Source organism: Agrobacterium sp. SORGH_AS_0440 (assembly GCF_031453135.1).
Taxonomy (GTDB): domain Bacteria; phylum Pseudomonadota; class Alphaproteobacteria; order Rhizobiales; family Rhizobiaceae; genus Agrobacterium; species Agrobacterium pusense.
Map to the genome: position 1 here is coordinate 1,716,205 of NZ_JAVIYR010000002.1, position 14,516 is coordinate 1,730,720.

The following is a 14,516-nucleotide window of genomic DNA, read 5'->3' on the forward strand; positions in this document are numbered from 1 at the left end:
GGGGGAGATGCCCGGCAGGGCAGAGGGGGGTAAGCTCCACGCGCCATCGTATATTATGATTTTCATGGAGATCGCACCAAAACCCCACCCGTCACCGGCTCCTTCACCCCCGTCGTACCGGGATAGGTCAGCGGCAGCCCCTTCAGCGACCGAACGGCCAGATAGGCCCAGGCCTCCGCCTCCATCGCGCCGCCATCGAACCCCGCCTCTTCAGCCGCAATCACCCGCGCACCGACCTTGGCGGCAAGGTCTGCAAACTCCGCCATGATCACCGGATTGAGCCGACCGCCACCACAGACCACATAGGTCTTCGCCGCCTCCGGCAGATAGCTTGCCGACTTCAGAATGGCGGCCCCCGTCAGATGCGCCAAAGTCCGTGCACCATCGGCCAGCGAGACCTCACCCTTTTCCGGGGGCGCAAAATCGCCACGATCCAGCGAACGGCGAATATTACCGGAAAAGAACGGGCTTTCCATATAACGCGCCACCAGCGACGCGACGACGCTGCCGCCCGCCGCCGTCCTGCCGCCCTTGTCGAAGGCCTTGCCCGTATGGGCCTCGATCCACTGGTCGATCAGCATATTGCCGGGGCCGCTATCGAAAGCGGCAAGCTGGCCAGCTTCACCGATGAAGGTGAGGTTGGAGATACCGCCGATATTGACGAAGACCGCAGGCGTCTCAAACCCGTCAGGTAGGTTGGCGGACAGCGCCATGTGATAGGCCGGAATGAGCGGCGCGCCCTGCCCGCCATGCACCATGTCATTGGCGCGCATATCGTAAACAACATCGATACCGGTTTCTTCAGCCAGCAAGGGTCCGTCACCGATCTGCACCGTCAGCGCATCATCCGGCCGGTGCAGCACCGTCTGGCCATGAAAACCGATGACATTGATTTCACCGGGCAGAAGCCGGTGACGATGGAGAAAGGATTTCACCGCCGCCGCATGGGCAAGCGTCAGCTTGCGCTCTGCCTCATCAATATCTCCGGGGCGTTCGCGCCGTTCACGGATGGATTTGGCTGTCGTCAGCGCCTTCTGCCAGATGGCCCGCAGGCCGGCATCATAGGGAAAATAGCCGCTCGGCCCATGCCGCACCACGCTCTCGCCATCGGTACGCAGAAGCGCGATATCGATGCCGTCCATCGACGTGCCGCTCATCAGTCCGATTGCCGTTTTCACCTCGCCCACCTGCCGCTCTCCCGCAATCTCGAATCATGCTGACCTTGAATCCCGACATTCATGGCCGAAACGGGTGCACATTTCAAAAAACAATGATAAAGCCGCGACGGTCACCGGTTTTCGATGGCCGTAAAGATCAAACCAGAAAGTAAAAGGTTATGTCCAGGTTCAAGTCCGATTTCCTCCGCACGCTCGATGAGCGCGGCTTCATTCACCAGATCTCCGATGAGGCAGGTCTCGACGAATTGTTCGCCAAGGAAACCGTGACCGCCTATATCGGCTATGACCCGACGGCCTCGAGTTTGCATGTCGGCCACCTCACCCAGATCATGATGCTGCACTGGCTGCAGCAGACCGGCCACCAGCCGATCTCGCTGATGGGTGGCGGCACCGGCATGGTAGGCGACCCCTCCTTCAAGGAAGAAGCCCGCAAGCTGATGACGATCGACATGATCGAGGACAACATCACCTCGCTCAAGCACGTCTTCGCCAACTACCTCGATTACGACCGTCCCGGCAACCCAGCGCTGATGATCAACAATGCCGACTGGCTGCGCGGATTGAACTATCTCGAATTCCTGCGTGACGTCGGCCGCCACTTCTCGGTCAACCGCATGCTGTCCTTCGACAGCGTGAAGACACGACTCGACCGCGAGCAGTCGCTGTCCTTCCTCGAATTCAACTACATGATCCTGCAGGCCTACGATTTCGTGGAACTGAACCAGCGCACGGGCTGCCGCCTGCAGATGGGCGGCTCTGACCAGTGGGGCAACATCATCAACGGCATCGACCTCGGTCACCGCATGGGGACACCGCAGCTTTACGCGCTGACCTCGCCGCTTCTTACCACCTCCTCGGGTGCGAAGATGGGCAAGTCGGCCTCGGGCGCCGTGTGGCTGAACAAGGACCTGCTGCCGGTCTATGATTTCTGGCAATACTGGCGCAACACCGAAGATGCCGACGTCGTTCGCTTCGCCAAGCTCTTCACGACCCTGCCGATGGAAGAGATCGCGCGTCTGGCTACGCTCGGTGGATCGGAAATCAACGAGGCGAAGAAAATCCTGGCGACCGAGGTAACCGCGATCCTGCACGGCCGTGCCGCTGCGGAAGAAGCCGCGGAAACGGCGCGCAAGACCTTCGAAGAAGGCGCGCTGGCCGAAAACCTGCCTTCCATCGAGGTTCCGGCCTCCGAACTTGAAGCTGGCGTCGGCGTCCTCTCGCTCATCGTCCGCGCAGGTCTCGCCGGTTCGAATGGCGAGGCCCGCCGCCACGTTCAGGGCGGTGCGGTGAAGATCAATGATCAGGGCGTTTCCGACGAGCGCCACATGATCGGCACCGGCGAAGTGACCAGTGATGGCGTCATCAAGCTGTCGGTAGGCAAGAAGAAGCACGTGCTGGTTCGCCCGGCGTAAACCAGCGCCAAACCCGCATCAAGGGCCGCGAAAGCGGCCCTTTTTACTGGAACTCGAAAATCTGCCTGAAAACACCGGGCGCAATCAGCGACAGCGGGTTGATCGTCAGCTTCGGCTGGTCCGTCTGGCCGGAAAGCTTGAAGGTAATGCCGAGCAGGCCGCGGTCGCGGCCGTTGCCGAGGAAGATGCCGATAAAGGGCAACTCGCCGAACAGCCGGTTCAGCCCGTAGGCGGGCATGAAGGTGCCGGTCATGTCCATGCGGCCATTCTGATCCTTCAGCAGCCCCTGAAACGTTGCGCCGATCTGTTCACCGCGCACAACCCCGTTTTCCACCGCGATCGAACCGTTGACATAAACGACGCGGGCAAAACCCCGCTGGAATTTCTCCGAACTGACATCGATATTGCGGCGGACCGCATTGTTGAGGCTCCTGCCATCCTCGCCCGTCGGCGTTGCGACGATGTCCTGCAACTTGGCCTCATTGACCACGGAGAAATTGCGCAGATCCAGCGAGCCGCTCCAGTCGCTGCCATTGGCGGTCGTCAGTGCGAGGTTGAGAAGACCGCCACGAATGCGGCTGTAGATATTGGCAAACCGCGCGAGCGAACCCGCATCGCTGCTGGTCAATGTCACAGTCCCCGTCGCGCCGCGATTGGTGGTCTGCGCGACCACCGCCTGTCCGTTGCCGGTCACGCCGCGAAAATCGATCGAGCGCACCTTGCCGTCACGCACGCTGACATCGGAATTGACGTTGGCAAGGATCTCATCGTTGAACCCGTAGACCTTGTCAAACTGCGCCTTGATGGAAAGAGATGGCTGCGAACGAGACGTACCATCGCCACCGCCGGCGGGACTGCGCAGCTTCGACAGGAAAGGCCTTAGATCCGCGGATTTTCCGGAAGCATTGATAATATAGCCGTTTTTCGAAGCAGCCAACGAAACGGCATAATTATCGGAGGGCGAAAGCTGCACGCGGCTGAGATCGGCCGAGATCAGACCGCTCTTGTTGAAGGCAATGTCGCCGGCGGCGCCGAAACCATCACCATCGAGGGAAAAATCCGTGATTGCGGTGCGACCGTCCGCCACTTCCATGGTAAAGGCGGCTTTTGCCGGAATGCCGATGCCCTTGCTCCAGCCAAGCCCCGGAAGAATGATCGACGCCTTGGTCAGATCGAGCCGTACGTCCTGGCGTTTGGCATCGGCACCGTCGATCTCCAAAACGGTTGTGCCGCCGAGAACCGAGGACAGCTCCGGCGCGAGTTTGGCGACCTGTGTTTCGGTCAACGTGGCCTTCAGGGACAGGGTGGGAGCCACACCGCTGTTCTTGCGCACGGGCTCCGTCATCTCGATATCCATCGGCACGTCATCGACGCGGCCTTTGCCCTGAAGCAGGAGCTGACGGTCGTTCAACGTCATGAAGCCGTCCAGCGCCGTGACCTTGTGGCCGGCGAAGGGTTTCGTCAGCGACAGGTTTTTCAGATCGAGATCGGCCGTCCACACCGGCGGAGGCGGGTTCTGGCTGGAAAGCAGGCCGATGGTCAGTTTCGCATTGGCTTGCACATCGCCGGCGAAATCCTCCGGCTTGAACTGCGTGTCCTTGAGCGCGTTGATCGGCTTCAGTGTCGCAAGCTCCGCTACGGCGTCTGCGGAGCCCGATACGCTGAGTTCGAGATTTCCAAGCAGAGGCTTGTCATAAACCGAGGAAATCACGAACCGGCTGTTCTCAAGCGCCAGCGAACGGTTGGACGGGAAATAGGACGTCGCCCGCTTGATTTCGACGGCCATCTTCCCGCCTACGAGATCGAAATGCGCATCGACATCACGCAGGGGCGGAATGTCGCCGGTGGTGTTGAGGCGCGTATCGTCAATGTCGAAACGAATCTGCATTTCGCTCTCGCCGAGCACAAGCGGGCAACCGGGACCGCACATCCGGCCCTGCGGGATGAAGATTGCGATGGAGCCATTGGTGACCGTGCCGCCATAAAGATTGGAAACCACCCAGTCGCGCGGCTTGTGCGCCATCCAGAAAGGCCAGAGCTGCTTGACTGCCGTGGCCTCCATCTTCGGTATCTGTCCGCCGAAGCTGATTTCGGGCGACCCTTCGCCGAACCGCATTTTCAGCGATCCCGCCATGTCTCCGAGTGGGCTCGTGACATAAAGCGATGAAACGTCGAGTTGCTTCGTCGCAGCCGTGAAGTGACCGTCCGCCTTCAGGCTGAAAGGAACCGGGGCCTCGCCCGAGGCTTCGGACGAAGCAACCGCATCGTCGATGCGGAGGGACAGACCAAAACCCTCCTCCGTATCGCTGATTACGCCGGCGACCGGAATGATCGTACGTCCCAGTTCCACCCGCGAGTTGTCGATGACAAGCGTGCTTTTTGCGAAATCGTAGCGCGCGTTCACAGTGCCGGCCGTGAAGGGCTGGGCCTCGCCGCCGATCCGAAGCGTGCCGTTACCGAGGCCGAGCGAGATGTCGAGACGCGGCTCCTGCCCCTCCTTGGCCCGGCGGGCAACGATGTTGATGCCCGTCTTGACATTCAGCCCCTCATGGAGGTTTCCGTCCGGATCGTATTTTTCCAGAAACGGGCCAATGTCGAAGCCATCGATACGGGCCTGGAAACCGTCGATCACGCCGCCCGCACCTGAGGTCTTGAGTGACACGCTGGCGATTTCACCGTTGAACAGCGTTTCCCCGTCAAGCGAATAGCCGCCCTGCTGGTCTGGCGTCAGCGACAGTTCCCGCACCTCGATGGTGCGCGGCTTGCCCAGTTCGCCCGGCGGCAGATGAACGGAAACGCTGGAAATATCGATTTCCTCGGTTCCGCTGCTCAGGAAAGCCTGTGCCAGCTTGTCGAGCTGCCCGAAGGCTTCCTGCAATTGCAGCGGCACGGCGTCGAGCTTGACGCTGGCAAGATCGAACCCGTTGCCCTTGGGCAAAAGCGCTGTATCCAGCTCCATCCCGTCGGCTTCTAGGCTCTCCACCGACACGCGACCCGCCAGAAGCGCGAGGGGATCGAGCGCCATGCCGATCGCCCGCGCCCTGCTCAGATGCTGGCCGGATTCCTTCTCGACGATATCCACATCCTCCGCCACCAGCGCAAGGCGCAGTCCGGTGGAGAACCTGATCGCCGATGATCCGATTCGCGCGCTGTAATGCGGTCCGAGCGCCCGTTCCAGCGCCTGCTGCGCCTGGCTGGACAGCGCATTGTCAATCGAACCGGTCTCGACGGAAAGAATGATGCCGCCGATGGAGAGGAAGGCGAGCACGAAAAGAGCCGCGAAAACCTTGAGGAAAGCACGCGCCATGGAACGCGGCGGCGGGCAATGAACGATGATGGGATCCTCGGCCTGAGCCGAAGGCAGATCGTGCAGCGCAACGATATCGCGCCTGCCGAACTTGACCTTTTCACCCCTGACTTCAGCCATACGCCCGTATTTGCCCCTGAATAGCTTTTGTTTCGCCGCAACACCGGAGCGGGATGGCGAAAAGTGTAAGCGGTCCTCGTCTGGAATCCCGCTCAAATTCCTTAACCCGGATCACGGTTGGGATTTGAGGTCGAAACGATCTGAAATCCCAATCGTGATCTGGACGACGCGCGGTTTCGCTATATATCGAATGTGGCAACTTTCACTCAACATCCCGGCGAAAGAAAGGTAGATTATGACAGACTTGACGATTGGCGGCTCGGCTCCCGATTTCACTTTGCCCCGCAACGGTGAAGGGACGGTGACATTGTCCAAACTCCAAGGCAAGGCCGTCGTTCTTTATTTCTACCCCAAGGACGACACGTCCGGCTGCACCGCCGAAGCGATCGATTTCAGCGCGCTGGGCGGCGAATTCGAAGCGGCCAACACGGTTGTCATCGGCATCTCGCCCGACAGCGTCAAAAGCCACGACAAGTTTGCGGCAAAACATTCGCTTTCCGTCATGCTCGCGTCTGACGAGGAGAGGAAGGTTCTGGAAGCCTATGGCGTCTGGAAGGAAAAAAGCATGTATGGGAAAAAATACATGGGTGTCGAACGCACTACATTCCTCGTTGGACCGGACGGCAAGATCGCGGAGATCTGGAACAAGGTGAAGGTCGCCGGCCATGCCCAGGCCGTTCTCGACGCAGCGAAGAAACTCTGAGGGGCCAACCCGTTGTGATGCCCCCGTTCAAAATCATGTCGCTGCGCGGTGGTGCGACGGATGCTATCGCAAGCGCCGATCTCGACAGGAAGACCGCGCTCGCACAGGAGACGGCGACACGGTGGTTCGAGCGCCGCCTGTCGCTGCGCTCTCCGCTGGACCCGCCCCTGCCAGAGCGCCCGGGCAGGCCGGAAAAGCCGGAACTCGTTCCGCCGACCGCAGTGGAACGCCGCTCGCTTCACAGCGTCAAGGGGCGTATCGCGCTGCTGCACGCCATTGCCCATATCGAACTCAACGCCGTCGATCTCGCGCTCGACATTGTCGCCCGTTATGCCAGCGAGCCGGTGCCGCATTCCTTTTTCGATGGCTGGATGCAGGTCGCCTTCGAGGAGGCAAAACATTTCCGGCTGGTGCGCGACCGGCTGAGAAGCCTCGGTGCCGACTATGGCGATCTGCCCGCCCATGACGGGCTGTGGCAGGCGGCGCATTCCACCCGCAACGATCTCACCGCACGGCTTGCCGTCGTGCCGCTCATCCTCGAAGCGCGCGGACTGGACGTCACCCCTTCCCTGCAGGCGAAGATGCGCGAAACCGGCGATCTCGAAAGCGCTGCCGTTCTGGACGTCATCTATAATGACGAGAAGGGCCACGTCGCCATCGGTGCAAAATGGTTCCGGTTCCTCTGTGCCCGTGAGAAGAAGGATCCGGCCGCGACCTTCAGGCTACTGGTGCGCGCCAATTTCCGCGGCCCTTTGAAACCGCCCTTTAATGACCTTGCCCGCGCCGAGGCCGGCCTGACGCCATCCTTTTACCGCTCGCTCACATCCGTCAGTCAGTAGCCGACGCTGCCGAAACGCCACTCCGGCAAAACTTCGTTAACCTTAACGAATTATGATTTCCTTCAAGAAATCGGCCAGTCCGGAGAGAGATTGTGACTGATACGGCGGAAAACCGGGTATTTGGCAAAAAGCGTGAGCCGCACGTGCTCATTCTCGCGCGCGGCGACAAGGTGCGGCACATGACCATCCGGCCGTGGATGGCGGCGCTTGCCGGTTGCACGATCGGCCTTTTTTCGCTCGGTTATCTCGGCGCCACCGGCTACCTTATCCTGCGGGACGACCTGATCGGCGCGACAATGGCGCGCCAGACCCGCATTCAGAACGATTACGAAGACCGCATCGCAGCCCTGAGAGCCCAGGTGGACCGCGTCACCTCCAGGCAGTTGCTGGATCAGCAGGTCGTTGAAAAGAAAGTGGAAAAGCTTCTGCAACAGCAGGCGGCGCTGACCTCGCGGCACGGCCGCATGAGCGAACTGCTGGAACGCGCGGAAAACTCCGGCGTCGCGACGTCGCCGACAGCACCGTCGTCCCTTTCAAACGCGATGGCGCCGGAAAAACGCGCCGATCTGTCGGGCGGTCTCTCGGCGATCGAAAAGCTGATGACACCGCGCGCACCACAGCCGGAACAACCCACCGCGAACGACAGACGTGCTGCTTACCAGCCGGAAGGCGGCGAGACGCCCTCGGACCGCGCCGATCGCGTATTTTCAAAGGTAACTCTGTCGCTGAAGGACATCGAGCGCCAGCAGATATCGCGGATAGCGCAACTGACGAGCGACGCCGAAGACAAGGCGAGTGCGATGCAGGACATTATCCGCCAGGCCGGGCTCAAGATCGATGAGAGCGGCACCGCAGACATTGGCGGACCCTATGCGGAGCCAGAGCGCGGCGAAACCGATCCCTTCAGCCTGTCGCTGACCAATCTCGACACCGCTCTCAACCGGCTGGACGTCGTCAGGGAAACGGCGACGACCCTGCCCTTCGGCAACCCGGCACCCGGCAGGGCGATCACCAGTCGATTCGGCAATCGGATGGATCCGTTTCTCGGCCGCCCGGCGCTACATACCGGCATCGATTTTCGTGCCGAGACCGGCGCAGACGTCAAATCCACCGGCGCGGGAAAGGTGACGGTGGCGGAAAATTCCGGCGGTTACGGCAATATGGTCGAGATCGATCACGGCCAGGGCGTGTCGACCCGATTCGGCCATCTCTCCGCCATTCTGGTCAAGGCCGGCGACCGGGTCGAAGCCGGCGACGTAATCGGCCGCGCCGGCAGCACCGGCCGTTCCACCGGTCCGCACGTGCATTATGAAGTGCGCCGCAACGATACGCCCGTGGATCCGATGCGGTTTCTGATCGCCGGGGCAGAGCTTAAAACCTATTTGAAATAGCGTCCCGGTTTTAACGCTTTTTTTGCTCTTTTAACGATAAATCCCGAAAAACCACGCCTGAGGCTTAAAAGCCCAGCCGCAAGCGGCACGTTTAACGCGCTTTTCCCGTTGTTTCCTTGACTTTCCGGCAATTTGGGCCTATCCCCGCGCCAAGTCTTTGCAAGTGCCGTCGCGGCACGCAGGTGTTCTTACCGAACCAGAACGGAAAAAGTTCTTCCTTTGACAACATTCTCTGATCTTGGCCTGAGCCAAAAAGTTCTTTCCGCTATTGCAGATGCCGGCTACACGACGCCGACACCCATTCAGGCTGGCGCCATTCCGCCGGCGCTGGAAAAGCGTGATATCTGCGGTATCGCACAGACCGGCACGGGCAAAACCGCGTCATTCGTTCTGCCGATGCTGACCCTGCTTGAGAAGGGCCGCGCACGCGCCAGAATGCCGCGCACGCTGATCCTCGAGCCGACGCGCGAGCTTGCGGCACAGGTGGCGGAGAACTTCGAGAAATACGGCAAGAATCACAAGCTGAACGTCGCCCTCCTGATCGGCGGTGTTTCCTTCGAAGACCAGGACCGCAAGCTGGAACGTGGCGCCGATGTGCTGATCTGCACCCCTGGCCGCCTTCTTGACCATTGCGAACGCGGCAAGCTGCTGATGACCGGCGTGGAAATCCTTGTCATCGACGAAGCCGACCGTATGCTCGACATGGGCTTCATTCCTGACATCGAGCGCATCGCCAAGATGATCCCCTTCACCCGCCAGACGCTGTTCTTCTCGGCCACCATGCCGCCGGAAATACAGAAACTGGCTGATCGCTTCCTGCAGAACCCCGTCCGTGTCGAGGTCGCCAAGCCCTCCTCTACTGCAAAGACCGTTGCCCAGCGCATCGTCGCCGCCCATAACAAGGACTACGAAAAGCGCGCCGTCCTGCGCGATCTCGTCCGTGCCGAAGAGGCTGAACTCAAGAACGCCATCATCTTCTGCAACCGCAAGAAGGATGTGGCCGATCTTTTCCGTTCGCTCGACCGCCACGGCTTTTCCGTCGGCGCGCTGCATGGCGACATGGACCAGCGTTCGCGCACGACGATGCTGCAGAACTTCAAGGACGGCAATCTGAAGCTGCTCGTCGCCTCGGACGTCGCCGCACGCGGGCTTGATATCCCCGATGTCAGCCACGTCTTCAACTTCGATATTCCCATTCATTCGGAAGACTATGTTCACCGCATCGGCCGCACCGGCCGTGCCGGCCGCTCGGGCAAGGCTTTCACCATCGTCACCAAAAGCGACACCAAATATCTCGACGCCATCGAAAAGCTGATCGGCGAGAAGATCGAGTGGCTGAACGGTGATCTCTCCACCCTCCCCGCGCCGATGGAAAGCTTCGAAAGCAATTCCGGCCGTCGGGGCAAGGAACGGGGCGGCAGAGGCCGCGACCGTAACCGCCGGGACGCCGCACCGGTCGAAAACATCAATCAGGGCGCACAATCCGCTGCGGACGCAGATATCGCGGCTCATGGAGACGACAAGGTGAAAGCAGAACGCAAGCAGGAAAAGGCCCCGCGCAATTCCGACCGCAACAGTCGCAATCCGCTGCACGCCAATGACGACAACCGCGACCGTCGCCGCCACTATCGCGACCATGACGATGGCCCCACACCGGTTGGCTTCGGCGATGACATTCCCGCCTTCATGCTGATCGTGGCCAACGCCAAGGCCTGACCACAGCAATGGACACGATGACGTCGACCATCAAGCCGGGCCTCGATTTTCCGGGCGTCGGCGTGGGCCTTGTCATTTTGCGTGAAGGCCGCCTCCTTTTATGCCGGCGCATGAAAGCGCCGGAAGCCGGGTATTGGAGCATCCCTGGCGGCAAAGTCGATCATCTCGAAATGTCGCTAGCCGCGGCGCGGCGCGAAGCCGAAGAAGAGACCGGGCTGACGATCGGCCACGTCGAATTTCTCTGCCATAGCGAATTTATCGACGCAGTGGACCGCCATCACTGGGTCTCCCTGATCTTCGTCACCCGCGACACAACGGGTCAGCCTTCGCTTACGGAGCCGGATAAGCTCTCCGCCATCGACTGGTTCGATCTCGACAAACTTCCTGAGCCGATCTCCGCCTTTGCAAAGGACGCTCTGGCCGCCCTGAAATAATGCTGGGGCAGCCCCGGGCGTCGAATAATGACGTCGGATGCGGAATTTTCAAAATCGAAAACGGCGGATCAGATTGGGTCGAAGCCAGAATTTCGGACAACTGCACGCTTAATCCACGCCATTTCATTTCTGGAACGCTTATCGCGAGAGAACGGCTTTGCGTAAAGTTCTCCAAATTCAATTTTAAATTGCTTAAATTAGAGCTATGTAAAAAACCGCCCCAGTTTCCTGAAGCGGTTTATACGTAATAAAAAAAATAGAATATAGAAGCGAATATAGTCTGGCAGTGCTTATAATCGGAACACTTTCCGAGGCTTTTTACAGCCAATTTCAGTCGTCCCCTGAAACAATTCCATCTAAGCTAATCATTTACTTTCCGTCAAGCAAATCTTCTCGCAAATGCGAAAAAAACATGGCGAAAAAGAGGTGGGGAATTAGAAGGTTTCTATATTAAACTTAGATATCAATAAATTACAGATATGAAAATAAAATGTGCAGATTTATAACGTGCACTGCAAAAGGCATAATCAGCAACAAGGCCTTCGCTGGAGTGTGCTTATACGCGCCACTTGTAATAGTTTTATGAAGTAAAACGGCACGTGGCGGACTTATGAAATACTTCTTCAGTAAAGCGGTACAGAAAGAAGATAGCGGGGCGAAAAAGAGCAGCGCTGCGGTATGGCCGCGAGGCACCATTATCGGCCGACGGCAACAACCACAAGATGCCGCGTCCATCTCGGCATTCGGATCGCCCGACATCGAAGCCAAGCTGCCGCAGTCCAGGCGCCGGCGTGCGATTATGATGGACGACCGGCGATTTTTCCTTTGGAAAACCGATTGGTGCCGATAAACATCAGATCGGGACAACAGGATTTCGATCACGTCATGCTTTCACTTCGCCTGCTAACGATCATCGCCGGTTTTGCCTTTGCGGGTTCAGCAAGCGCGGCATCGATCGGGATCGTTGCCCCGCAGAGCGGCCCCTACGAGCTTCTCGGGCAACAGGTCCGGCAGGGCGCCAAGGCGGCAGCCGCAAAACTCGGCCTGGATGTCGTGGAGATTCACGAGAGCTGCGAAGACGGCAGCGGCGGCGCCATTGCCGATGGCCTCGTGGCGGCGAAAGTCAGCGCCGCGATCGGCTTCCTGTGCACGGAAACGCTTCAGGACGTTCTGCCGCCGCTCAAGGCCGCGGCCATTCCGGCCATCACGCTTTCCAGCCGCGCACCCATCCTGATGGAGGACGCGCTGAAATATGGCTGGCCGCTTTTTCGCCTCGCCCCATCGGATCGGGCCGAATCGGCAAGGGCTGCGGAAGTAATTCTTCGCGACTGGAAAGGCCATCCAATCGGGCTCGTGGATGACGGCACGATCTACAGCCGCGAATTGGTGGACCGTATCCGCTCTACGCTGGAGGAAAACGGGCTGAAGCCCACCTTTGCCGATACGATGCGACCCAATCAGGAACAGCAGGTGGCGCTTGTGCGCCGGCTGGCGCGCACCGGCATTACCCATGTCTTCATCGGCGCGGAACGAAACGATATCGCCGTCGTAGCACGGGACGCCGCTTCAGAGAATTTTCTGCTCACCATTCTGGGCGGCGATACGCTGAACGCCGCCAACACCCCCCTCGCGCTGGCTGCGAACGTGATGGCCATCACGCGCCCGGCCTATGACACACTGCCTTCGGCGCAGGGGGCGGCCGGCGAACTGCGCGCCGCAGGCATCGAACCCGAAGGTTACGTCCTTCCAGCCTATGCCGCCACCGAACTGACGGCAGCGCTGGCGGAAGCGGCCCAGGCGCAGTCGAAACCGGCGCCGGAGATACTGGCGTCCGGCACGGCCTTCAAAACCGTGATTGGCGATCTCGCATTCAACCCGTCGCATGAGCTTTCGGACAATCCCTACCGCCTGCAGCGCTGGAACGGCCAGCGCTTCGAACCGGCGGACAAAGCCGAAAAGCAGTAGCTGAAGCCAGCACCGGGACAAATTCGCGGAGCGGCAGCGGAAAACCATCAGCAACCTCACTGCTGACCGTTTCAAACCCCGATGCATGGTGTTAAAGGCAAACTTACGCAACGCGTCGAGAGGAGTTTGCCTATGTCCCTGCCCATCCGGATAGCACCGTCGATCCTGGCTTCCAATTTCGCCAAGCTCGGACAGGAAGTCGCCGATGTCACCGAGGCCGGCGCGGACTGGATTCATCTCGATGTCATGGACGGGCATTTCGTGCCGAACATTTCCTTCGGGCCTGATGTCATCAAGGCGCTTCGGCCGCACAGCAATGCCTTCTTCGATTGCCACTTGATGATCGCCCCCGTCGATCCCTATCTCGAAGCCTTTGCCAAGGCCGGCTGTGACAGCATCACGGTGCATGCGGAGGCCGGGCCCCACCTGCACCGCTCTCTTCAGACCATTCGCGGACTGGGCCTGAAGGCTGGCGTCACGCTAAACCCGGCAACGCCGCTTTCCGTTATCGAAAACGTGCTCGATGATGTCGACCTCGTGCTGATCATGAGCGTCAATCCCGGCTTCGGCGGCCAGAAATTCATTCCCGCCATGCTCGACAAGATCCGCGCAGCCAAGGCGATGATCGGTCAGCGGCCGATCGAACTGGAAGTGGATGGCGGCGTGACGGCGCAGACCGCAGGCGATATCATCGCCGCCGGCGCCAATGCACTGGTAGCGGGCTCCGCAGTCTTCAAAGGCGATGGCGTGGAGGATTATCGCAAGACGATCGCCCTCCTGCGCACGGCCGCGGAAGCCGGACGGGCGTAATCCGTCACCGCCGAATGCGGAAAGCCGGATGCGGCACAACGAGGCGTCGGGGGGAATGTCATGGAAAGCGGCAGGCGGAATTTCCGCGACAGGGCTCTTCCAGCATTGTTCATTCTGCTTGGCGCGCTTGGCTGGAGCGTTTGTTCAGCGGCGTCAGCCGCCATCGGCCTCTATGCCCGTAACAGGCTGGAAACCGATCACGTCGCCGATATCATCACGCTTTTCTTCACGGGCGGATTTTTCGGCTGGCTGCTGGCGCTGGCAGCATTGCGCGTTCTCCCTGCCTTAAAATCCCAACAATTGCGTCTTGCGACAGCATGTCTCGCAATCGCTTTCTTCACGCTCGCCGTGGCGGCAGCATTGTTCGCGTTCGAGTACCGCATCTTTTATGCGCAATGGCATGCGCCAACCTTTTCCCGCATCTGGTTTTTTCAGCAGCTTTTCACGTCGCTCGGTGCAATCTACCAGTTCGTCGTTCTGGGGCTTGGTCTTTATTTTCCCTTCGCCGCACTTCCGCTCGTGCCCGCAGGGGCAATGCTCTGCCGGTGTGCACCGCAAGCGGCGTAGGCATGCAGCTTGATAGATTGAGATTAGCGGAACACTTTGCTAAACGGGCAGCAAATTTCCTCTACTAAGAAAGT

At 59.7% G+C, this 14,516-nt stretch carries 11 protein-coding genes; 9 read left to right on the forward strand and 2 right to left on the reverse strand.

Features of this window, described 5'->3' with window-relative positions; genetic code table 11:
• Positions 1-62: 62 nt before the first annotated feature.
• On the reverse strand, positions 63-1,187 hold the full coding sequence (locus tag QE453_RS17710; protein WP_309777600.1) for an anhydro-N-acetylmuramic acid kinase: 1,125 nt from the start codon (positions 1,185-1,187) through the stop codon (positions 63-65).
• 149 nt (positions 1,188-1,336) lie between these two features.
• Between QE453_RS17710 and tyrS the strand changes: the two genes are divergently transcribed.
• Entirely contained in the window at positions 1,337-2,590 is a 1,254-nt protein-coding gene (gene tyrS, locus QE453_RS17715; RefSeq protein WP_309777601.1) for a tyrosine--tRNA ligase, read from the forward strand.
• Positions 2,591-2,633: 43 nt separating this feature from the next.
• On the opposite strand, the gene QE453_RS17720 is transcribed toward tyrS, so the two are convergent.
• Positions 2,634-6,017 (reverse strand): DUF3971 domain-containing protein, encoded by a 3,384-nt coding sequence (locus QE453_RS17720; RefSeq protein ID WP_037092473.1) that lies wholly within the window; start codon positions 6,015-6,017, stop codon positions 2,634-2,636.
• Positions 6,018-6,252: 235 nt separating this feature from the next.
• Here QE453_RS17720 and bcp point away from each other — a divergent pair, with 235 nt between their 5' ends.
• From bcp to QE453_RS17760, 8 genes are all read left to right on the forward strand, one after another.
• Positions 6,253-6,720, forward strand: coding sequence for a thioredoxin-dependent thiol peroxidase (gene bcp / locus QE453_RS17725; RefSeq protein ID WP_022556473.1), 468 nt, complete (start codon positions 6,253-6,255; stop codon positions 6,718-6,720).
• A 17-nt stretch (positions 6,721-6,737) separates the two neighbouring features.
• Positions 6,738-7,559 (forward strand): ferritin-like domain-containing protein, encoded by an 822-nt coding sequence (locus QE453_RS17730; protein ID WP_081093403.1) that lies wholly within the window; start codon positions 6,738-6,740, stop codon positions 7,557-7,559.
• A 92-nt stretch (positions 7,560-7,651) separates the two neighbouring features.
• Positions 7,652-8,950 carry a M23 family metallopeptidase gene (locus QE453_RS17735; protein ID WP_184285699.1) on the forward strand — a complete coding sequence of 433 codons (1,299 nt, stop codon included), beginning with the start codon at positions 7,652-7,654 and terminating at the stop codon, positions 8,948-8,950.
• Positions 8,951-9,169: 219 nt separating this feature from the next.
• A complete protein-coding gene (locus QE453_RS17740; protein ID WP_004442417.1) occupies positions 9,170-10,666 on the forward strand; it encodes a DEAD/DEAH box helicase in 1,497 nt (498 codons plus the stop codon).
• An 8-nt stretch (positions 10,667-10,674) separates the two neighbouring features.
• On the forward strand, positions 10,675-11,100 hold the full coding sequence (locus QE453_RS17745) for an NUDIX domain-containing protein (RefSeq protein WP_077986215.1): 426 nt from the start codon (positions 10,675-10,677) through the stop codon (positions 11,098-11,100).
• An 885-nt stretch (positions 11,101-11,985) separates the two neighbouring features.
• Complete coding sequence (locus tag QE453_RS17750; RefSeq protein ID WP_244404883.1) at positions 11,986-13,065, forward strand: ABC transporter substrate-binding protein; 1,080 nt, start codon at positions 11,986-11,988, stop codon at positions 13,063-13,065.
• Positions 13,066-13,197: 132 nt separating this feature from the next.
• A complete protein-coding gene (gene rpe, locus QE453_RS17755; RefSeq protein WP_004442425.1) occupies positions 13,198-13,875 on the forward strand; it encodes a ribulose-phosphate 3-epimerase in 678 nt (225 codons plus the stop codon).
• Positions 13,876-13,935: 60 nt separating this feature from the next.
• The gene (locus QE453_RS17760; RefSeq protein ID WP_309777603.1) at positions 13,936-14,442 is read left to right on the forward strand and encodes a hypothetical protein; all 507 of its coding nucleotides are present in this window, start codon (positions 13,936-13,938) and stop codon (positions 14,440-14,442) included.
• Positions 14,443-14,516: the final 74 nt, after the last annotated feature.